A 23,396-nucleotide genomic window follows, 5' to 3' on the forward strand; every position below is an offset into this window, starting at 1 on the left:
GAATGCATAATTTCATTTCATGCAACGAAGACTCTTTTTACAGAAGATCAGTTTATTGAGTTCATCGCTCATGGCAGCGCCCTATCTCAGCTTTGGAGAAACAAAACAATCAGCAACTCCGGGGCTTAAGTTTATTACCGCATCCGATGGACATTGGGGGCAGCCGAATACTGATTTTGAAACGTCGCATCGCAACCTCATCGAAGCGATCGGCAAAGAAGAACATGTTGACTTTGTGGTGTTCAATGGCGACCTCATACATGATAAGCCCGAGCTGATGCCGGATGTAAAAAAAGTGTATGATACATTGAACGTGCCTTACTATGTGGCAAGGGGTAACCACGACAGGGTGTCTCCGGAAACCTGGCTCCGGCTATGGAAGCAGCCGGAAGATTTCGCCTTCATTTCAAAAGAAAAACACGGCATCATTCTGCTCAACTGTTCAAACGAAGCAGGCAACTATCTCTGTGCAAATGTTGGGTACGCTAAATCAAAACTGGAAGAGTTTCGGAATTTACCACAGGTATTTCTCTTTGTGCATATTTCTCAAAACAGCTGGACGCAGCATGGTGTGTCCTGTGCTGAATTACTTGACACAATTGCTGCTTACCCCAATGTAAAAGCAACGTTTCACGGTCACGATCATGATGTGGATGGCATCATGCTTTACAAGAAAAAACCATTTCTCTGGTCAGGGCATTTTGGAGGCAACTGGGGTAACCCCTTCCCTTCGTACCGTGTTTGCGAAGTTGCAGCAGATGGAAAGGCCATTGCTACATATCTCAAAACTGTAAAGGATGGCACTGTTTTAAACAGGCATAATTTATAACGGGTACTCAAGGAAATAGCCCGATTGTTTACTTCAACGGATTATTTTTTTGCAAAGCTGCAAACTTTACTGCGGTTGCTTTGATGCGGTTTTTATTAAAACATAACTGTGCTTTACCGGTAGAAGAAACACCATTAATGCCCGACAAACCCTGGATCACCCATTTGCGGTTTTGCTTATCACGCAGGTGCCAGTTATCTTTTAGAATAATACCACCGGGAAAAATATATTGATCGGCTTCCTTGATGAGATGATAGCTGTGCGGGTACTCGGTAATACTTTCAGCCCAACTGTAGATGGGTTGCAGGTTGGGCGCTGTAGCAGGATCGATCACATAGTAACGCAACTCGTGCCCGTCCTTAACCTGCAATAAAGCCGCCACGTGGTAATTCCAGTATTGTTTTAATCCACCAATATGATTGCGGAGAAAAGCACCACTGAACACCCAGCCTTTGTAATTCGGGATGCCCCAGGCATCCAGCAACAAACAAACTGCATCGGCTCTTGCTTCACAGTTGTTGTGTACGTCGTGCCATTTGAATAAAGGACAGGTATGAAAAAAGGAAAACAGTGTCTCGGCTTCTGCAATTGTAACCGATCGATCCGGATGAGTGAGATCAGATAACGCATAATCAAACAGTGTAGGAACGATCAATTCATCCATTTGAATGAAGGTAAAGCATTCAACGAACAAACTGCGTTACGCTTCACCAACCGGCGGTTTATAACCGCAACAATCCAATTTTATACAAGGTGCTGAGCGGTTTGTTGTCCCAGAACAATTCAAAATCTTCATGGCCCTGCTGCTCATATTCGTCTTTGATTTCCTGCAGCGTCATCAGTTTTTCGTTTTCAACTCGAAGCCTTGGTAAGAGTTGCAGGAACCACTCCCCTTTTTCTTTATCGGTATTAATGGTGATGGTTTCTTTCTTTGTGGCAAAGCTGATCTGCAATACTTCCCAACTGCTTCCTTTTTTTGATTTGGTGATCAATTCTGCTTTCAACACATGACCAAGAAATACAATTTTAGCAGACGGTTTAAACAACGGCAATTCTTCATCCCGTATGATATTCAGAATATAATCGGGCGCAATGGTTGTTTTCGGCACTTTGGTTTCAAACCATTTGTGCAACGGATCATCCAGACACAAGCCTTGCATATAGTTGAACAACGATTTCTTTAATCCAAAGCTGAACGTTTCATGATCAGCACCTGTTTCATCGATATGCTCCACATCATTATCAGCAAATAAGATGGCCACTTCTTTTGCACGCTTCACCTTGAATTTTTCGGGGTTCATTCCAACGGGACTGTGCGCCGTCATTGCAAACTGATGCCAGAAAGCTGATTGCAACACACCTGTTTTAAACAACTGCCGCACCATCTCCAATGAATCAATGGTTTCCTGTGCCGTTTGTGTAGGAAAGCCATACATTAAGTACGCATGCACCATAATGCCCGCTTCTGTAAAATGTTTGTTCACCATGGCTACCTGCGCAACCGTTACACCTTTTTGAATGAGTTCGAGTAAACGATCACTTGCAACTTCCAATCCACCGCTTACAGCAATGCATCCGCTTGCACGAAGCAACAAACACAGATCACGGGTGAAACTTTTTTCAAACCGAACATTCGTCCACCAGCTTACTGTTAATTTCCGCTTGATGATCTCCAGTGCCAATGCACGCATCAACGCAGGTGGTGCAGCTTCATCTACAAAATGAAAACCGTTATTACCTGTTTGTGCAATGATGGTTTCCATACGATCCACCAACAACTTTGCAGCAATGGGTTCGTATAGTTTAATGTAGTCGAGTGAAATATCGCAGAAGGTACATTTGCCCCAATAGCAACCATGCGCCATCGTTAGTTTGTTCCAGCGTCCGTCGCTCCACAGGCTATGCATGGGATTCACCACTTCAATCACAGAGATATAATCGTGCAGTAACAGATCCGAATAGTCGGGCGTGCCAACATCGGTTTGTTTATAATCTTTACAGGAACTGTTGTTGATGTACGTAACTTCTCCATTCTGCAATAGAAAAGTCCGTTTGAGTTGCGACACTTCAATTTCACTGTTGATGTATTTGAGTAATTGTTCGATTGGCGCCTCCCCATCATCGAGTGTAATAAAATCAAAAAACTCAAATACACGTACATCTTTTAATGAACGCAATTCTGTATTGGGAAAACCGCCGCCCATTGTTACGTTGATATGGGGATGATTTGCTTTGATCCATTGTGCACTTCTGAAGGCTGCATACAAATTGCCGGGAAAAGGCACCGATACGGCAACGAATTTCGGCTGCACTTGTTCGATATGCAGTTGTAAACGATCGATCAATAATTCATCGACCAAGGTGAATGGCTTCTGCAGTTCTTCATACAACTCGTCAAAGCTGTTGGCACTGCGGCCCAACCGTTCTGCATAGCGACTGAAACCAAAATGTTCATCAATGCATTCTTTGATTAAATCGGCAATATCTTCCAGGTAAAGTGTAGCAATATGTTTGGCTTTGTCCTGCAAGCCCATACTACCAAAAGCCCAATGAAAATCGCTCAGCTCATTGAATCGATCTGCCTCGGGTAGAAAATTGCGTGATGCAATGAGATGTGCGATGGTTGGGTTTTTTCCTTGCAGAAAAAGTACAACGTCATCAATGCTGTTGATGTATTCGTTCTGCAATGCAAGTATTCGTTTTGCATTATCTGAATGCGACGCATCGTTTGTAATACGGGAAAACAATTCAGTTAATCCTGTTTTGGAAAACAACTGCAGGATCACTTCAATCCCCAAATCACTTTGAAATGAAGTAATACCCTTTGTATTCAGGAATCCTTTCAGATAAGCCGTTGCTGGGTACGGCGTATTCAACTGTGTAAACGGAGGAGTAACTAAAAAAACGGTTGCGCTCAAATGGTTTGATTGAACTGCAAAACTATCTATAAATATTGAGAAGCTGTTTGAGGTAGTTGTTTCGAATAGATTATGGAAATTTTGCAGAGCGAAACAAGGCGAATTTTGCAGCCATAGTCTAAACGCCTAAGACGAAAAATTCAACGCCGTTGCAGCCTGAAAAATACCATAAGGTATATCAAACAATTACTTCAAACAGCTTCTGAAGCTTACGATTTCCAGATGGCGAGTAATTGTCTTCCTTCTGCTTTAATAGTAGGATCGTCTGCAGCCGTGTTAGGTAAACGCAACATATAGTTCAGCGTTTCAATGGCCTTTGTGCGTTTATTATTTCGATGATAGGCCTTTGCAAGCTCCAGGTAATTCAATACAAAATCAGGACTGAGCAGTTTTACTTTTTCATAATAATGGATGGCTGAATCAAGTGAGTTTTTTTGCAGGCCTCCAAAGAAAACTTTCACGGCTGCTTTCTCCACTGCATTCAAATTACTTACTTCATAATGCCAGCGGGCTATTACAAAAAGCGCTTTGAAGTTGGCCGGATTATGAATCACAGCACGGTCGGCATAGGTCTTGATCTCACGTACATATTCCACTTTTTCTTTTCCGCTTTTCAATAACGACATACGGGCATATGCTAACGACATCACTACATTGGCATCACTATCTTTTGGATTTACACGTAAGGCACGCTCTGCATAGATCTTTGCAGCCTTGTAAAAATCCATTTGCTTTTCTTTGGTGGATTGTCTTCTTCCGATACGACTGGCCAATTCGCTGCAGTGCACCAGTGCACGTAAATGCTGGGGTTGTTGCTTAATGACCTCCTTGTATTTCTGGTAAGCTTCTTCTTCTTTCAATTGGCTTTCCAGCAGTTCAGCCTGCTTCACCAACTCTTCTACGGATTGTGCAAAAGAAGTACCCGAATAAACCAAAGCGAAAAAAGCAATAAATAAGTATTTCTTCATGTGATCGGGTTAAAATGTTTTGTGCATGGTTATGCCGGTTTTACCCGTAAAGTTTTCAATGGGTGGCGAACATTTATCAATATCGATCTTTATTTCTGTAATAACGGGGAAACGGGTCTTAATCGTATCACAAATATCTTCCGCAACCGTTTCTATTAGACTGCTTTTCTGCATCATCCGTTGCTTTACTATTTCAAACAACAGCACATAGTTAATTGTTTGATCAATAGAGGCAATGCGTCCGGTTGGCTGATACCAAACAGACAGGTTTACTTCAAACGGCCCTCCAACTTTATCTTCTCCGGGATACAGACCATGATGTGCATGGAATTTCAATTCTTTTAAATGAACAGCTATCATACGCCGAAAATAAAAAAGTCCCGCTAATACAGCGGGACTATCTTTTTAAGGTTGCCAACCTATCACAGGAAGGTTGCCAACCTTGCAACAGTTATTACAATTCGTAAACCTTTCACCCAAAGGTTGGCAACCTTGCAAGCCCTGTGATTACACAACACCTTTTGCCGACAAATAACGCTCTGCATCCAATGCTGCCATACAACCACTGCCTGCGGCTGTAACTGCCTGACGGTAAATTTTATCCTGCACATCACCACCTGCAAAAACTCCTTCCACATTGGTCTTCGATGTACCCGGAATGGTTTTGATATAGCCTGCTTCATCCATATCAATAAATTCTTTGAAGATAGCCGAGTTTGGTTCGTGACCAATCGCCACGAAAAATCCCTGCACCGGAATCACATACTCTTCGTTTGTTTTATTGTTCCGCACTTTCATGCCATCTACTTTGTTCTCACCAAGTATTTCAACCGTATCTGTATTCCAGTAAATTTTAATGTTGGGCGTATTCATTACACGATCCTGCATTACTTTGCTGGCACGCATAGCATCCTTACGGATAAGCATATGAACCGTTGAACAAAGTTTGCTGAGGTACAATGCTTCTTCTGCTGCCGTATCTCCTGCACCTACGATCGCCACTTCTTTACCACGGAAAAAGAATCCATCGCAAACGGCACAGGCACTTACACCATAGCCATTCAGACGTTGTTCGCTCTCAAGACCAAGCCATTTTGCACTGGCACCGGTACAAATGATCACACTGTCTGCTTCGATCAGTTTTTCATCATCGATCCAAACTTTATGTGGTGTAGAACTGAAATCAACTTTTGTTGCCAATCCAAAACGGATATCGGCTCCCATACGTGCTGCCTGCTTTTCAAAATCAACCATCATTTCCGGTCCTTGAATACCGTCTGCATAACCGGGATAATTCTCTACTTCTGTGGTAATGGTCAACTGTCCGCCCGGCTGAATTCCCTGGTATAAAACGGGTTTCATATTTGCTCTCGCTGCATAAATAGCAGCGGTATAACCTGCGGGACCGGACCCAATGATCAAACAATGTACTTTTTCTGCTGCTTCCATATTCGTCTTTTCAAAATTTTTAAGTCGACAAATTTAGTCTTATCTCACCATTCTATATGTAACCTTGATTACATCTGCTTGGCTTGTGGATAATTAACGGGGAATAGTAACCGTAGTAAACTGGTTGGCGTAGCCTCCAAAATAACCCAGTGCGCCGTTGCTGATATTGCCGAGAATTTTTGTGGGAGTTGAAAAAGGATTGCCGATGCTCTGGTAACTGTATTCAACTGTTCGCCAGAAATCAAAAGTGGCTTTGTTGATATTGCTGAACTTGAGCGTAACGGTATCGCCTTTTCTGAAAAAACCATAATCATCGAAATCCAGTTCCACATTTCGATCAACACCCCTGTCAACATCTACCGTGTAGGTAACGCCATTCACAAAGGCATCATCAAATACAGAACTGAAACCCGGTAAAAAAATACCACTGTTTACTTTGGTAAAATAACGGGCATAATCTCCAAAACCGGCAGGATCAACTACTCTTGCCCGTACAACCGCACGGGTACTTGTATCGGGTGTATTGGGTGCTTTCACCCACCACAACGAGTCGATCACTTTGCGGAGTTGCGGAATGGTTGTGCTGGAGGTAAATTCTTTCCCCTGCCATACGATCCGAAGTTGATAGTTTTTACCTAACTCTCCTTTGATGATGGTAGATGGATTTGCCGGATCGCTGCTGTAAAAACTGAATGGAATGGTTGTACCTGGCACCACCACATCGTACCGGCGGAGCTGATGCGTTTTTGTTCCATCAGAAACAAATACTTCCGCATCTTTAATAATGGTGTTCCCCAGTACTTCAGCCGAAATTTTTGAAAAATAGTTGAGGCTGCGGGTTAAGATCACCACCGGATCCTGATCATTTTCAATACTCGCATCTACGGTTAACAATTCTGCTGCCTCGTTCAGATCAAATTCCACTTTCTTTTCACAACCGAGCAGTGCCAAAAAGAATATGCCCAGTAATACAAATCGTTGCATAGGTCAAATTTACGATGAGATGTTGTGAGATAAACATGAAGAATATGCTAATTGTTGCATTTCGACTTCGCTCAGGGCATAGAAAAAAACCCCGACACGAAGGTCGGGGTTGATACTTAATACCCATTATAATTAGTTACCGAGATAACTTTTCAGTGCATTGCTGTAACGTGCTTTCTGCAAACGCTTGATGGCTCTTTCTTTGATCTGACGGATACGTTCTTTGGTAAGATCATATTTCTGTCCGATCTGCTCAATGGTAACACCATTTTCGCCATCGAGTCCAAAATAAGCATTTACAATTTCCGCTTCACGTGGACTGAGTGATTTCAACACACGACGGATCTCATTACGTAATGAATCTTTCATTACATCTTCATCTGTGTCATCGCTTCCTTCGAGCAAATCGCCCATCGCCACATCTTCTGCTTCGTGCACTGGTGCATCCAATGAAGTATGACGTGTATTGCTTTGAAAGATATTGTTGATCTCTGTTTCGCTCATTTCAAGAATATCAGCCAGCTCTTCAGTTGAAGGCTCACGCTCATGTTCCTGTTCGAACGCCATGTAGGCTTTGTTTGCTTTGTTGTAGGTACCTATCTTGTTTTGTGGTAAACGAACCAAACGACCCTGCTCAGCCAATGCCTGCAGAATTGATTGACGGATCCACCAAACAGCGTACGAAATGAACTTAAAACCTTTGGTTTCATCGAAACGTTGTGCTGCTTTGATCAATCCGAGGTTGCCCTCATTGATCAAGTCACTCAACGATAAACCCTGGTGTTGATATTGTTTTGCTACTGAAACCACGAAACGAAGGTTGGATTGCACCAATTTGTCCAACGCACGTTGATCGCCCATTTTGATCCGTTGTGCCAGTGTTGTTTCCTCTTCCGGCGTGATCATGGGGATCTTTGAAATTTCCTGGAGATACTTCTCAACCGCTTGTGAATCACGGTTGGTAATTTGAGTTGCAATTTTGAGCTGCCGCATATTAAATTCCTCTTAATTGTTTGAATCGTTACTAAGACAGGGAAATTTTACCTGAAAGTGTGAAAGACTGGTTAAGAATCCTCTGTGACCGTCAGCAAAGGTACTCATCAATCGCCGTTTTTCATAGCCTATGTGAATAATTGAAGCCAATCTGGGCATCATTGAAACGTTTGTAGCGAAAATATTGTACTGATACTTAACAATTTATCGTTTCAGAAGGTTTAATTTTCAGGCATAATTTTACACAAACGGTACATTTGAAGTTTTAATAAACGACTGATATGGAATGGATTGATCTCAGAAGCGATACTGTTACACGCCCTACCCCCGACATGAAAGATGCCATGCTCAGCGCCAAAGTGGGCGATGATGTGTTTGGGGAAGATGAGAGTGTGAATAACTTAGAAAAAATGGCTGCCTCGATGTTTGGAATGGAAGCAGGGCTGTTTTGTCCGTCGGGCACCATGACCAACCAGATCGCTATAAAAATGAATACTCAACCGGGCGATGAGGTGATCTGTGATGAACTTTCGCATGTGTATCAATACGAAGGTGGTGGCATTGCCTTTAACTCCGGCGCATCGGTTCGTTTATTACACGGCAACCGTGGCCGCATAACTGCCGAACATGTACGTGAGGGGATCAATAATACAGAGGACGTACACAAACCCCTCTCCAGCCTGGTTGTTTTGGAAAATACCAGTAACCGGGGCGGTGGCTGTTGCTATGAGATGGAAGATATCAAATCGATCAAACGGGTTTGTATTGATCATGGATTGACTTTGCATCTGGATGGTGCACGCCTGTTCAATGCATTGGTTGAAAAAAAACAACGGGCTGTTGATTATGGTCATATGTTCGACTCGATTTCTATTTGTTTGAGCAAAGGACTCGGCACTCCTGTGGGTAGTGTGCTGTTGGGAACAAATCAAAAAATAAAAAAAGCAAGACGTCTGCGCAAAGTATTTGGTGGTGGTATGCGCCAGGCCGGCTTTATTGCTGCTGCCGGAATCTATGCATTGGAGCATCATATTGACCGGTTAGCCGTGGACCATGCACATGCAAAACTCATTGAAGCTGTATTGCTATCAAACCCGAAAGTAGAAATGGTATTACCTGTTGAAACCAACATCATTATATTTCGTGTAAAAGATGGGATCGATGCAGATCTGTTGGTGGAGCAGCTGAAAGGAAAAGGCATCCTCTGTTTTACAATGGGCAAGCAGCAAATACGATTTGTATTACATCTCGACATTACCGAAGCAATGGTGCAACGTACAATTGATATCATTCAAAAACTATAAGTTGTAACATAAGCCTTCGGATGATTCTCAGTATGCATATCAGCCAAACAATTAAGTTTATACTCTAAGATCGTGAACCTATGACTCTGCTTTCAAAGGTTACTGTTTTTCTACTTGCCCTTAGCCTCTCAAATAAAACCGTAGCACAAGTCAATCTAAAAGAAGGCCTTGTTGCATATTATCCTTTTAACGGTAATCCAAACGATGAAAGTGGCTATAAGAACAATCCATCCTCAGCCAATGTTACATTTACTTCAGACAGGTTCGGTAACAAAAATGCAGCTTGCGCATTTAATGGCAGAAGCAACTTTATTCAAATACCGGACAATACAAGTTTGCGTTTCCGAAAAAGCTTTTCGATTTCTACCTGGGTACTTGTAAGAGGATTTTATGAAGGGAAATGTCACGGCAACCGGATCATCATGAAAGGGAGTGCTGATTATTTGAAGGGCAGCTATATGCTAACCTTTGATGACAACAAGTCAAGCAACGGCAGCAATTGTTATACAGAAAGCACGGATAAATTACGTCAATCATTTTATGCAGCATTTGCTTCACCTGTTACGAACGATTACATCGTTCCCGGTAAATGGTACTTGCTCACCTACACGTACGATGGAACCAATGCACTCCTGTATGTCAATTGTAAATTACAGGCAAAAGGTGTGGTGAGAAATGCCGACTTCTCCAATAGCTACGATTTGTTTTTCGGGAAAATGGACAATAGCCAATATCCGTATTGGTTTAATGGACTGCTGGATGAAGTAAGGCTGTACAACAGAGTTTTAACAAAAGATGAAATTTCTTACTTATGCAATTCTACTCCTGAAAAAACAAAAACAGTTTGCGACGAAAAGGACATCGCATCTGCAAAATTCGGGGTTACAATAAAAAACTGTACCACTGTATCATTTGATCTTTCTTCGGTTGCAAATAAAAACCTGAAAGAAGTAAAATGGTATTTGGGAGATGGTACTACAGCAAGCAAAGCTTCGCTTATTCACAACTATAAAAGAGATGGTAAATACAAAGTAAAGGTTGTTACGATCAGCAATTCCGGATGTAAAGATTCTTCCACAAAAGAAGTCAACATCTCTAAATCAAATGCTGATTTTTCTTTTTCTGAATCCGGGGAACCAGGCAACATTCAATTCAAAGCAAAAAATAAAAGCAAATCGTACGAATGGAATTTCGGAATCAATAACAGTACAAAAACTGAATCTGACCCAACCTTTCTTTACAATAAATCCGGCAGTTATACCGTACGGTTAGTTACAGAAAATAATACCGGATGTAAAGACACAATTAAAAAACAAATCAACGTAACCGTACCAATACTCATTACAAAAGTACCGGCGCAAAAAGAAGTTATTACAACCGTGCCTCGCAAGATCCCTGCTATTAAACTGGAGAAAAGAGAAAATGAGTTGATGCGGAATATTATTGTAATCAATGATTCTATCAGTATTTTTTTATACGATAATGGAATGATAGACGGCGATAGTGTTACATTGATCTACAACGATGAGATAATAGTAGCACGCCAGCTGTTAACCGGTAAGCCTCTCAGCTTCCATCTTAAGATTGATCCGTCAAGGAGTAAAAACGAATTGATCATGTATGCAGACAACCTTGGCAGCATTCCACCCAACACGGCACTGATCGTTATAATTGATGGAAGTGAGCGATACACAATAAATTTAACCAGCAGCAAATCCCGCAATGCTGTCGTATCGTTTACATTGAAAGAACGATAAAAACTAACGTTTCAGAACGAGAAAGATAATGATCTGCATTAAAAAAGCCCCCTTTCAGAAAGGGGGCTTTACTTATTTCGATTCTTGATTTTAATTGTTTGCCTTAGCAGCCTGCTTGTTCTGTGCAATAAAGTATTGCTGAATCATATCATTCATCACATTCACTGTTTCGCCAAGGTGCAGGTCATTTTTCAAACGGTTTACAAAAGCTTTGTTTCGTTCTTCCTTGTTTGTATTCCCTTTGATGGCAGCCAGATCAACTTCGAGATTCGATAATTCCAACGGTGTCTTCAATTTCGTTAACGAATCAATTGTCTGGATCGCATTACCCAACGTTTTCTTTTCCTGACGGAATTTATCGAGCTTCAATGAATACTGCTGATCGTTGTACTTCGATAACCAGTTGCTTTTTTCAACAATCATATTGAACGATTGATTTTCGCTGATACGTTGTTTACTTTGTTTAACGATATAGTTGAAGTCAAAATCAGATTTCCATACTTTGTATTGCGTGCTGGTAATTTCATCCCAAGGCAATGCATAGGGATCATCTTTTTCACGCAGCTTGAGGTATTCATATTGATCAGGCAATACAATATCCGGCACCACACCTCTCAACTGTGTACTTGCGCCTGTTACACGATAAAACTTTTGTAAGGTTAATTTGATATTGCCTAAATCAGAAGGATTATTGCTTGTCCAGCTGGCACGATCCAGTTCAATATTCCGCTGCACGGTTCCTTTACCGTAAGTAGATGTACTGCCGATCACCAGTCCACGTTTATAATCCTGAATGGCACCTGCAAAAATTTCTGATGCAGAAGCACTGAATTCGTTCACCATTACAGTTAACGGACCATCCCACAATACATTCTTGTTTCTGTCACGCAGAATAGTTGGTGCTTCATCCCTGCTCTTCACTTGCACTACAGGTCCATCTTCAATAAACAATCCCACCATTTCAACAGTTTCCATCAACGAACCTCCGCCGTTTGTACGCAGATCAATGATGAGACCATTTACACCTTCAGCTTTCAACTTAATAATTTCCTTTGCTACATCCTGTGCACAACGGTTGCCATTGGCATCCTGAAAATCGGCATAGAATGCAGGCAGGTAGATATAACCGATCTTATGTTGATCAGGGCCTTTGATCACAATGCTTTTTGCACGGTTCTCTTCAAGGTCAATTTTTTCACGGATCATCGCCACCACTTTAATAGCACCGCTTGGCTTCTTGATCGTTAAACGAACTTCTGTATCTTTTTTTCCACGGATGATGCGTACAGCATCCGGTACTTCATAACCTGTAAGATCTTGTGGCTCGGCATTTCCTTGCCCTACTTTCAACACAATATCACCCACCTGAATTTCGCCTGATTTAGCGGCTGCACCACCTGCAACGATCGATGTGATCTTGATATTCCCATCTTCTTCTAAAAGAGAAGCTCCAATTCCAAAGAAATCACCACCGCTCATTTGTTCATCAAAAGCGATCTTATCCAATGGTGGTAAATAGCTGGTATGTGGATCCATTGATTCAGTAATGGCATTCACCATGTAATTGAAACGGTCTTCGTCTTTAAACCTGTTCCGGAAACGATCGAACATGCGATCAAATAATTTTAGCACACGCTCTCTTGCTTCTTTTTCAAGCTGAGCATTGGTTTTTGCCACATATCCTTCCTTGCCTTTATTTTTTTCCTGTTGCTCAACGAGGTCAACATAACGGTCAAGTGTGTAGTATTTTAATTTCAGGCGCCATCCTTCCTTTCGCTGTGCTTCTGTTTTGGCGTACGTTTGTTTTTCTTCATCATCCACATATTTCTCTTCTACCGTAAAATCAAATGGCTTTTGTAAGATCTCTTTGTAGATCAACCCTACTTCTTCCATACGTTTTTTGTATACCGCATTTACGCTGTAAAACGATTCCAGGCGGGCTCCGTGTATTTCATCGTCAACCTTTGTCTCGTATTTTTTAAACTCATCAATATCCGATTGCAGGAAATAGCTTTTATCGCTATCCAGGCTTTTCAGAAATTTATTGAATACCTCTTTTGAAAATTGATCATCAATTTTCTTAGGGTTGTAATGGCCTTCTTCCAGGAATTCTCCGATCAGTTTCAGGATACGTTCAAACCGGTTGGTTGGCTCATTACGGGTAGCGGACGATTGTACGGCGTAGAAGATACTTCCTCCCAACAGGAGTACAAGTATGATCAATAGGCTCTTTTTACTAAACATATATTGGATAAAATTTGACATAAACGAATACCGTAAAAATAACGAGAAAAGGTGAAGCCTTATTGGCCGTTTGTCCTTTTATTTCCTTTTAACAAGGTATTTGGACAAATGTTGTGCCTGAAAGTAAGAAGAATCAATGTATTTTGCCGCTAAACAGGCTTGGCTTTGTTTAGTTGGACAAACCTGTTGGACGACTTGCAGCAGATGAACCCCAGACAGTTGCCTGATCAGTTAACCACAACTCCAGTTTACCGCCTTGCATGATTATTGAGTAAGTAATGAAATTTCTATTGTACTGTTTGCCGTTCCATTTTACCTGTTGAATGTATAAAGCAGTTGTGGATGTTTTGTGTGTACTAAGCTCGAAAAATTTATTGCCTTGTAACCTGATCGTTACTTTATCGAACAAAGATGAAGTCAGCAGGTAGTTGTTCGAAACAGGATCAACGGGATAAAAACCCATCGCTGCAAATACGTACCATGCACTCATTTGTCCTGCATCATCGTTACCGCTTAAACCACCGGGTCCATCGCTGTACTCTTCCGTTAAAATCTTTCTTACTTCACGTTGTGTTTTATAGGGCGACGAAGTATAGTTGTACAAGAAAGGGATCTGGTGACCGGGTTCATTGCCATGCCAGTATTCGTTTTTGATGAACAAACTATCCAATGCATTTTCAAACTGCTTTGTGCCGCCCATCAGCCTTGCCAAACCGGGAACATCCTGCGGAACATAAAAAGTATATTGTCTGGGCGTTCCTTCGGTGATATAGGATTCCCGTTTATCTGCATTGAAAGAAGCAAACCAATTGCCATTGCTATATCTTCCACGCATCATACCAACCGATGGATCAAATACATTTTTATAATTGAGTGACCGTTGTTGCAGTTGTTGATGATCTTCTGCTTTGTTCAATCCCTTTGCCACAACGCTTAATGCATAATCATCAAATGCATATTCCAGTGTACGGCTCACCTGCTCCTTTTTATGAAAGGCTTCCTGCACACTGTCTTCCATCGGTATAAAACCATAATTGAGATAAGAAGTCAAGGCTCTTCTTCCCATTCCGTTCTTGTATTCAGCAAAACTGTTTGGTGTTTCAAATGCATTCTTACGCATGAGTTCATAAGCTGATGCAACATTGTAATTACGAATGCCTTTGTTATAAGCTGATGCAATAAATGCAGTTACATGATCGCCGATCATGGCTGCAGTATAACTATTCCAACAAGGGAAGATGGGCAACCAACCACCCTGTTCTCCTTTTAATATCAATGAACGAACAAAATCATTCGTCATGTTTGGATTCAGGATTTCAAATAAAGGAAGTTGTGCACGGTAAATATCCCACATCGAAAAATCATCGTAGTAGTTGCCATTCATTTTCTTCAACTGTGCATTACCCGCAAATGCAGGATATGTGCCATCTGCATCACTAAACAAACGAGGATGCTGCATGGAGTGATACATGGCTGTATAAAACACACGCTTATCTTTTTCAGTATTGGTTTGCACCTGTACCTGTGCCAATGCTTTTTCCCATTGCTGTTTTGATGCTGCTCGTATAGCATCAAAACTTTTTGTACCAACTTCTGCTGTTAAATTTTTCTTTGCTGCTGCAAGACTGCTGAACGATGTACCGATACGCAACAACAACTGCTCGCCTTTCTTCAACTTAAATCCTGCAAAGGCACCTGCATCTTTTTTCTGCAGCACACTATCGGTTGCAAAAACAGTTGCACCTGCAAATGTGCCACGCTTTGTAAAACGTTTTTCAATCTTTATATAAAACCAACCACTGAAACCTGTTGGTTCGCCCCAACCCTGGTAAATACGGTGCGCAGGATTATAACCCCATATCTCTCCTTTTGCTGCATCCACTTTTACAAAGCCTTTTGCATAATCGCTGTTGGGTGTAACCAGTACATACAAACTATCATCCTGCTGCATGGTAAACTGCAACAAGCCACATCGAAGAGTAGAAGTGATCTCTGTTGTAACCGTACCCGCTTTCACTTTGTAATAAGCAGGCGAAGTAGTTTCATCTTTATGCGAAAATGGAACAGCATATTCTTTTGCAACTGTTTTTAAAGTGCCGACAACAGGCATCACTGTAAAGCTGCCATAATCCTGCGTGCAGGAACCACTCAACCAATGCGAACCACGAAAACCGGTAAGCAATGAATCTTTATAGAAATATGGAGGTACACATTTGTTTTCTGTTTGTCTTGTTTGTGCTGTCCATTGCGTCATGGCAAAGGGAAGTGTTACTGCCGGAATGGTGTTGGCATTTGTTTCTGTTCCGCCTGCTTCGCTGTGTTTAATGGCACTGATAGTTGTTGCCGATGCAGTGCCTGCCAACGGTTGCACATACTGCATTAAATTTTGTGCACTTACAACCTGTTGTATAAGTAATAACGCAACAATGACACTGCAACGTAATGCCTTAGTATATACCTGATCTCTATACATTTCTTTACTCTGAAAATGATTACTTAACTAAACGTCAGCTTATGTTTAAACGGTGTAATACCTGTAACGTACACATGCTCACCTTTGGTACGCAATGTGCCGAAGTGTGTACTGTAACGTTCGCCTTCCAGATTCATTACCTGTTTATGTGTTACCGCACCGGGGCCAAATGTAATCACATCATTGCCGGAGTGATATTCACCTGTACCCTGCTCCAGAAAACTATTGCTGTTTGCATCGGCTGCAGTAACACCGGTTAACTGCCCGCCTTCTTTAAAACATAATTCAATGGTAACCGGTACGCCTTTCATTCCTTTTAATTCAAACTCCAGCTCAACTGTTCCTTTTGTTTCGGTTAAGCGGATACTTGTTTCTAATGTTTTTACATTACTCACAGGTCGGTTGCTGAAATCCATTTTATTCCAGAAGCGATCATCAATACTCGGCGACAATTTATAATCACCATTTGCCTTCCGCTTTTCTTTTGGCAGTGGCTGATAGTAAGGAACCTCAAGTTTCTTCCTCAACACATAACTGTTGCCTTCTTTACGCAAACCATCGCTGTAAAAATAACCCATGCTGAAAAAGCTGGAAGACAAACGCATATACTTTAAAATGGCATCGCCTTTTCTGTACGAGAAAAAATCAGGAGAGTTTGAACGGCCCGATGCAATAAGCAACGGCTGATCTGTGCCACCAAATAATGTAACTGTTGTATTTTTTTCTTTGATGCGCAACAAATGTGAAGTTGGAAATAGTTTTTCGTAACGCTCAGTCAATACATCAGCTGTTGGTAATTGCTGCTGCAATGTTTCATCTTCCAGGAAATAAAACAACGAACGTGTAAGAATATCTTTTTCAAAATCCTTTGTTGCTTCGATCTTTTTGCAGATGGCAGCAAAGAGTTTATTCTTTTCATGAACAGCCATAAAGCGATACTGCAGATAAAAAAGCGTACTTGTTCTGGCTGCATACTCATACTGATCCTGTCGTCTTGAATCGTTGCGCACCAAATCTCCATTCGGTTCAATGTAGTACTGATACATCGAAAGATTTTTTCTGACAGGTACATACAGCGAAGACTTATTCGCTAATCGTGCAATAGTAATAAAAGCTGCATTCTCCACACCCGAATAAATACCGCTGCGTTCGGGATAATGACCATCAGCATCAATGTACACGCCTTCGCCCAGCCAATCGTTAATGCGGTTACTGTATTTTTTATTGGGATATAAATGATTGATCTGTGCCAGTGCTGCAGAAATAACCCATCGGTGATTGGGTGTATGAATACCACCTGTTGCAAGTCCTTCACCTGCTTTTAATAAAATTTGTTTTAGTTGTTGCTGCACATCCTGCAATTCACTGCTGTTATCTTTCCGCATAATAGAAGCAGCAGGACCAAGTATCTCAATCAAAAAGGCCGTATCGGGCGGCGATTCAAGATTACCCACATTCACCGTTCCATCTTCTGATTGTGCAGATGCTAAAAACTTCGTCAGTATATCGATCTTACTTATCACTTCTGTTTTGTGATAGTAAGCCGAACCCTTTGCACAATAAGCAGCTGTAAGCACTGCAATATCATAAGCGATCATACGGCTGAAGCGCAAGTTGCCCGGCTTAACCGATTCAATCAATTGCGAGGCTGTTTTATCATTTGCTGCAAGCAAACGATTCATCAGCTCTGCATCAATGAATACAGTAAGATCATTTGCTGTTGCTTTTACAAACAACGGACTCAAGGCTGCCATTGTTCCTATTTTCAAAAACTCAGTTCTGTTCATCTTTTTCATATCTGAAAATTTTAAACTACTATGTCTCGCTTACCAGAACACTGTATACAATGCTGCAAGTATGCCGCAAATAATTATAGAACCAATGATAAAGGGTGTCGAAACTTTAAACATTGATTTGTCAACTTCAATGCTTTGTGTATCACCCGGCTTATTTGGTTTCAGCAAACTCATGCTCACCATCATTGCAACGATCACAAAGAAAGTGATCGTCATACGATCAAGAAAAGGGTAATCAGGGAACCATCCGTTTGTCCACATCGGTAAAAACTTTAATACCGTTGACACAGGAATTGTTAACACCGCACCTGCTAATGCAGCAGCAGCGGTTGTACGTTTCCAGAACATACCCAATAAGAAAATTGCTAATACGCCTGGTGAAAAGAATCCTACATACTCCTGTATGAATTGATAAGCCTGGTCGAGTGATTTTAATGCAGGTGTAACAATGGCTGCAACAACCATCGAAATGATCACTGCCCAACGACCTGTAAGTACCAGCTTTCGTTCAGATGCTTCTTTGTTGAAATACTTTTTATAAATATCAAGTGAAAAAATAGTTGAAATACTGTTTGCTTTTCCTGCAAGCGATGCAACAATTGCTGCTGTTAATGCAGCAAAGGCCACGCCTTTTAAACCCGCAGGTAATAAGTTCATTAAGGTTGGATAGGCATGATCGGGTTTGATATTCCCTGCTGCATCTGCCATCTCCTGTTGAAACATTCCGTTCTGATGCAGCACATACATGGTAATACCTGGCAATACTGCAATAACTGGGATCAACAGTTTTAAAAATGCTGCAAACAAAATTCCGTTACGTGCAGTTTTAAGATCGGCGCCCAATGCACGTTGAACGATGTATTGATTGCAACCCCAATAAGCTAAATTATTAATGAGCATCCCACCGATCAATACCGACATCCCCGGTAACTCTTTGTAGTGCGGACTCGACTTATCGAAGATCATATGAAAATGTTCCGGCGCTTCTTTGCGTAATACACCTAACGCTTCAAGAATATTTCCATCAAAACCAAACTTATCTGCGAGTAAGGATAATGCAAGGTAGGTTGTCACTAATCCACCGATCAATAATACCAACACCTGTATCACATCAGTATAACCGATCACTTTCATTCCACCCAATGTAACAATGATGGAGAATACACTCAACCCAACAATGCTCCATTCAAAACTGATAGGTGAAATGGAAGAGATCGCTAATGCTCCTAAATAAATAATAGAAGTAAGATTTACAAATACATATACGAACAACCAGAACACTGCCATGATGGTACTCACCTGATCGTTATACCGTTTTGCCAAAAACTGTGGCATGGTGTAAATCTTGTTCTTGAGATAAAGTGGGATGATGAATACTGCAACGATGATCAAGGTTGCAGCCGACATCCACTCGTAAGTTGAAATAGCAAGACCTAATGCAAACCCTGAACCACTCATGCCAATAAAATGTTCTGCAGAAATATTGGAGGCGATGAGTGAAGCACCGATAGCCCACCATGTTAATGAACCTTCAGCCAAAAAGAAATCTTTTGAGCTGGCAGTTTTTGATTTCTTCTTATGAAAAATATAATAACCGTATGCCGATATAGCAATGAAGTAGACAAAGAACACAATGTAATCGGCAAGTTGTAATGTATGCATGAGCAATTTCGTTAACGCTTTCGCTTTGAAAGATTGTTATAGTTTTAAAAACCATTTTCGTTTATACAGGAGATATAATCCTGCAAACTGTATAAAAGCAACACCGATCCATAAAAAAGCTTCCTGCCATTTGGCATCCACCAGCTGAACAGTACCGCCAAATAAAAATTCAGAAGTTGACATGAAATTTACCACGCCATGTGCAGCCATATAAATCAGAATTGAATTGCAACCCAGCCATACAAAAGGCATGCTCCATTTTTTGAAACCCAACACATCAATTACAAAATAAAACAGAGCAAGCAGCAGCAAACTCCATCCACCGGTATAAAGCACAAAAGAACTCGTCCACATGTTTTTGTTAATGGGAAATACAAAACTCCAAAGCCAACCAACAAGTACAAGTATTACTCCGCAAACCAATATGTACATTGTTTTCGCTTGTGCAGTTTCTTTTTTTGAACGTAAATATTCTCCGGTAAAAATGCCCAGCAACGCTGTTGCAATTGCAGGAATGGTTGATAGCAATCCTTCCGGATCATAAGTTGGCCGATGCATCTTACCTGGCAATAACAGCTGATCAATATATGCTGCAAAATTTCCTTCAGGAGTTAGTACGCCTGCACCAAAGCCGGGAACAGGAACAACCATCATCACCAACCAATAGCCAAGTAAGATGAACACAACCCATGCAATGCGCCACCTGAACGAACTGTTGAGATAAATCAATGCAGCAAAAAAACAACTCAGTGCAATACGTCCCAACACGCTTGCAAAACGTGTTTCTTCAAATCCTTTCCATTGCAACAAGCCATTTACGATCATACCAAGCAACAATAACAATATTGTTCGTTTGATGAGTGAACGGTAAATTTTCTTTTTTGCATCAACACCTGCACTTAACTGTTTACTATAAGAGAACGGCATACTGATGCCTGCAATAAAAATGAACAGCGGAAAAATAAGATCATAAAATGTAAAGCCGTTCCAAACTGTATGATGAAGTTGATTACTCGCATGCACCGCCAGTTTTTCAAAGAACCCAAGGTCATCTGTCACCTGCATCTGCCAGCTTACAGCATCCTGTTGCAGTCCATGTGTTTGTTTTACTGCATTGGCGAAACCATGAATAATTCCTTCGCCACTTACGATCCAGAACATATCAAAGCCACGCAAAGCATCAAGCGATAAGAGCCTGTTGTTTGTTTTAGTTGGTTGGTTATGTGTTGCGGCCTGGTTCAAACAGAAACTATTTTTTTATGATGTAGCTGTAAATAATTCTCCCTGTATCATTTACTGTTTGCAATAACAATTCATTTCCGGTAACTGAAAATACAAAGAAGCCATACTCAGAAGCAGACAGTAAACTGTTTTCAATTAAACGTGCAGGTGTTTTTTCGGATGCTGCACCGGAAATGATATGATGCATGTTACCTGCAGATAACATATGCTGCAAACTATGTTCATGCCCGGCAAGATAAACATCTACTTTATACTTATCGAACATCGGCTTCAATGTATTGCGAATGGCTTTAGTGTCGTAAGCTTCTGTTCTGCTGCCACCGCTATACATGGGATGATGCCCTACTACAATTTTCCATTTAATGTTGGGCGATTTATTGCTGAGGAGCTTTTCCATCCAGCGTTTTTGCCTCGTTGTGTCCTGCCCCTTTACATGCGGACCATATTCTGCATTTTTATAAAACTCAGGGATCAATGGGTTGGTATCAATGAATACCAACAAAACCTGTTGTGTTGTATCGCCATTGATCGAAAATGTTTTTGCATAATAACGTGCAGGCATTTTCCATCTTCTGCTGATGGTTGAATATTTTACTTGTGCATCGGGATTGCTTTTGTAATCATGATTTCCCAACACAGGATACCAATCCCATTGCAAACGAAAATCGGTATAAATATCTTCAAAGGAATACTTCCATAGCGGATCCCATTCACTGATAACACCGCTTGGATAAAAATTATCACCTGTTGCAATGGTAAACTGCGAACCAATTTCATTGGCAGTAATACCCATTTGCTTTGCTACTTCACGTTGATGATCGGCACCATTCCGTCCCCAATCGCCCATGGCAATAAAATGCAGGGCCTTCTCTTTCTTGATCAACTTTGCATCTGCCTTTGGTAAAGCAGCTGAATCTTTTACCAATACCTGTGCCTGCAGAAAGTGATGGCACAAAACAAAAGCAAAAAATAGAATTGACTTTTGGAGTAGTGATTGCATGTTATAAATATAAGTGATAGAAAAATCCCGGGGCTTGACAACCCCGGGGTGATTAACTATTGATTATGAAACCCTGCTAAAAAAATCAGTAACCCGGATTCTGAACCAGTTTTGGATTTGTGTTCATTGCCGCAGTTGGAATTGGAAATATCCGGCGATATGTATCTGTATTTGTTTTGAAACCATAAGCGGTTTCATACTTACCAAAGCGGATCATATCATTTCTGCGCCAGCACTCCCATGTAAACTCACGAGCCCGTTCAGCATACAGATCATCAAGTGTTACCGCAGCCCAGGCTGCAGAAGTAGTTCGGTTGCTGCGTACCATATTTACAAGCGAAAGAGCTGTTTGTCCATTCGTGGCAGTTCCTCCTCTCAAAATTGCTTCTGCTTTCATCAACAAAATATCAGAGTACCGGAATATAGGAGCATCATTACTTTGGTTGCGGCTTGATGAATTGGCATCAGGCAAAAATTTGATATTGCGGATACCCATATTCCATGCAATTTCATCATTACCACAATCGATAGAAGTAGGATTCAATCGTGCAGAAATAACCGAATCAATGTAAAGCTGATAGGTATACGCATCACCTCCATCAGATCCTGTATAAAACTGGTCATATCCTTTTTTGGTTGTTCGAACCATGATCGGACTACCATCGGACCAAAATTGATTACCCACCAGCCATTGATTATTTCTGATATCATTGGCATCGGCTGTAAAGTAACTGTTGTAAAAGCTGGATAATGTAGCACGTGGCCCGCTGGGTCGTGCATTGATCAAGCCATTTCCTGATGTTTGGTTTAAAGTGATTTGATTGAATGAATAGCTACCCGGCGTACTGCCTGAATAACGATACTTGATGCCAAGGTTGCGGTTGAGATCGTAACGACCATGAAATAAATAACCATTACTTGTAGAAGGATCGTAGGGAATAGCGAAAATAAACTCTTTGAATGAAGGACCGTTTGTAGGAGAAAACTGATTCAAATAAGTACCTCTGCCTTCCACCGCAAAATTTCCAGAGCTGATAATTGCATCACAGGCAGCTATCGCTTCATTGTATTTTGCAGTACCAGCATACACCTGCGCATTCAAATAAAGTTTTGCCAGCATGGCCTGCGCCATCCACCTTGTTACTTTACCGTAAGTACTGCTTCCAGTAGCAGTTTTTAAGAATGGAAGAGCAGCTTTTAATTCAGATTCTACAAAGTTGAAGACTTCGGCCCTTGTAGCTTTTGCCTGCACACCGGGGCTTGGATAAATTGTATCTAATGGAACATTACCAAACATATCCAGCAACTCCCAGTAAGCATAAGCTCTCAGTGTTCTTAATTCTGCCAATGCGGTGTTTTTCGAATCACCCTCAGGTGCATTTTTGAAAATGAACATGGTTTGGTTGCAAAGCCCCACAATTGAATTGGCATCATTCCACACGGTTGTTATCCAGCCATGGTCCTTGTTCCAATCGTGACGGTGCAGTTGAATATATCCTTGTCCATCGAGCCAGTTACCACCATAAACAGGAAGAATGGCCTCATCGGAACTGATTTCCTGTGCAAACCAATAGGCAAGTGAATAATGTCCACGCAAACTGGTATAAATAGTACCCATTACCGACTGAAATTCGGCATCGGTTTTTGGGAATACATCTTCTGTATAAAGTGAATTGGGAGTTACCTCAATTTTATGGCAGGAGCTCATAAATAAGCCGGCTGCTATCACTATTATAAATTGTTTCAAAATCTTATTCATAAAATGTTTTTTTAATCA

The 23,396-nt window shown here is 41.2% G+C and carries 17 protein-coding genes; 3 read left to right on the plus strand and 14 right to left on the minus strand.

The window, feature by feature from the left end; all coding sequences use genetic code 11:
- Positions 1–19 precede the first annotated feature (19 nt).
- Entirely contained in the window at positions 20–829 is an 810-nt protein-coding gene (locus WG989_RS17840) for a metallophosphoesterase family protein (RefSeq protein WP_340431408.1), read from the plus strand.
- Positions 830–857: 28 nt separating this feature from the next.
- On the opposite strand, the gene WG989_RS17845 is transcribed toward WG989_RS17840, so the two are convergent.
- From WG989_RS17845 to WG989_RS17875, 7 genes are all read right to left on the minus strand, one after another.
- Complete coding sequence (locus tag WG989_RS17845) at positions 858–1,493, minus strand: protein-glutamine glutaminase family protein (RefSeq protein WP_340431409.1); 636 nt, start codon at positions 1,491–1,493, stop codon at positions 858–860.
- A gap of 58 nt (positions 1,494–1,551) precedes the next feature.
- Entirely contained in the window at positions 1,552–3,747 is a 2,196-nt protein-coding gene (locus WG989_RS17850) for a B12-binding domain-containing radical SAM protein (protein WP_340431410.1), read from the minus strand.
- A gap of 209 nt (positions 3,748–3,956) precedes the next feature.
- Positions 3,957–4,715, minus strand: a complete 759-nt coding sequence (locus WG989_RS17855) for a tetratricopeptide repeat protein (RefSeq protein WP_340431411.1) — start codon at positions 4,713–4,715, stop codon at positions 3,957–3,959.
- Between the two features lie 9 nt (positions 4,716–4,724).
- Positions 4,725–5,075, minus strand: a complete 351-nt coding sequence (folB, locus tag WG989_RS17860) for a dihydroneopterin aldolase (protein WP_340431412.1) — start codon at positions 5,073–5,075, stop codon at positions 4,725–4,727.
- A 147-nt stretch (positions 5,076–5,222) separates the two neighbouring features.
- Positions 5,223–6,164: a thioredoxin-disulfide reductase gene (gene trxB, locus WG989_RS17865; protein ID WP_340431413.1), complete on the minus strand. Its 942-nt coding sequence runs from the start codon at positions 6,162–6,164 to the stop codon at positions 5,223–5,225.
- Between the two features lie 93 nt (positions 6,165–6,257).
- A complete protein-coding gene (locus WG989_RS17870; RefSeq protein WP_340431414.1) occupies positions 6,258–7,148 on the minus strand; it encodes a DUF4249 domain-containing protein in 891 nt (296 codons plus the stop codon).
- A gap of 132 nt (positions 7,149–7,280) precedes the next feature.
- Positions 7,281–8,141 (minus strand): sigma-70 family RNA polymerase sigma factor, encoded by an 861-nt coding sequence (locus WG989_RS17875; RefSeq protein ID WP_129132464.1) that lies wholly within the window; start codon positions 8,139–8,141, stop codon positions 7,281–7,283.
- Positions 8,142–8,422: 281 nt separating this feature from the next.
- Here WG989_RS17875 and WG989_RS17880 point away from each other — a divergent pair, with 281 nt between their 5' ends.
- Both WG989_RS17880 and WG989_RS17885 read left to right on the plus strand, forming a co-directional pair.
- Positions 8,423–9,445: a threonine aldolase family protein gene (locus WG989_RS17880; RefSeq protein WP_340431415.1), complete on the plus strand. Its 1,023-nt coding sequence runs from the start codon at positions 8,423–8,425 to the stop codon at positions 9,443–9,445.
- Between the two features lie 80 nt (positions 9,446–9,525).
- Entirely contained in the window at positions 9,526–11,202 is a 1,677-nt protein-coding gene (locus WG989_RS17885) for a PKD domain-containing protein (protein ID WP_340431416.1), read from the plus strand.
- 90 nt (positions 11,203–11,292) lie between these two features.
- Here the strand turns inward: WG989_RS17885 and WG989_RS17890 are convergent, their stop codons facing one another.
- From WG989_RS17890 to WG989_RS17920, 7 genes are all read right to left on the minus strand, one after another.
- The gene (locus tag WG989_RS17890; RefSeq protein ID WP_340431417.1) at positions 11,293–13,425 is read right to left on the minus strand and encodes a carboxy terminal-processing peptidase; all 2,133 of its coding nucleotides are present in this window, start codon (positions 13,423–13,425) and stop codon (positions 11,293–11,295) included.
- 190 nt (positions 13,426–13,615) lie between these two features.
- Positions 13,616–15,919, minus strand: a complete 2,304-nt coding sequence (locus WG989_RS17895; protein WP_340431418.1) for a GH92 family glycosyl hydrolase — start codon at positions 15,917–15,919, stop codon at positions 13,616–13,618.
- A gap of 23 nt (positions 15,920–15,942) precedes the next feature.
- Entirely contained in the window at positions 15,943–17,715 is a 1,773-nt protein-coding gene (locus tag WG989_RS17900) for a hypothetical protein (RefSeq protein ID WP_340431419.1), read from the minus strand.
- A 30-nt stretch (positions 17,716–17,745) separates the two neighbouring features.
- Positions 17,746–19,377, minus strand: a complete 1,632-nt coding sequence (locus WG989_RS17905; protein WP_340431420.1) for a sodium/sugar symporter — start codon at positions 19,375–19,377, stop codon at positions 17,746–17,748.
- A gap of 36 nt (positions 19,378–19,413) precedes the next feature.
- Complete coding sequence (locus WG989_RS17910) at positions 19,414–20,619, minus strand: acyltransferase family protein (protein ID WP_340431421.1); 1,206 nt, start codon at positions 20,617–20,619, stop codon at positions 19,414–19,416.
- Positions 20,620–20,626: 7 nt separating this feature from the next.
- Entirely contained in the window at positions 20,627–21,619 is a 993-nt protein-coding gene (locus WG989_RS17915; protein WP_340431422.1) for a metallophosphoesterase, read from the minus strand.
- 85 nt (positions 21,620–21,704) lie between these two features.
- A complete protein-coding gene (locus WG989_RS17920; protein WP_340431423.1) occupies positions 21,705–23,378 on the minus strand; it encodes a RagB/SusD family nutrient uptake outer membrane protein in 1,674 nt (557 codons plus the stop codon).
- Between the last annotated feature and the right edge of the window lie 18 nt (positions 23,379–23,396).

This window comes from Lacibacter sp. H407 (genome assembly GCF_037892605.1).
Lineage (GTDB): Bacteria > Bacteroidota > Bacteroidia > Chitinophagales > Chitinophagaceae > Lacibacter.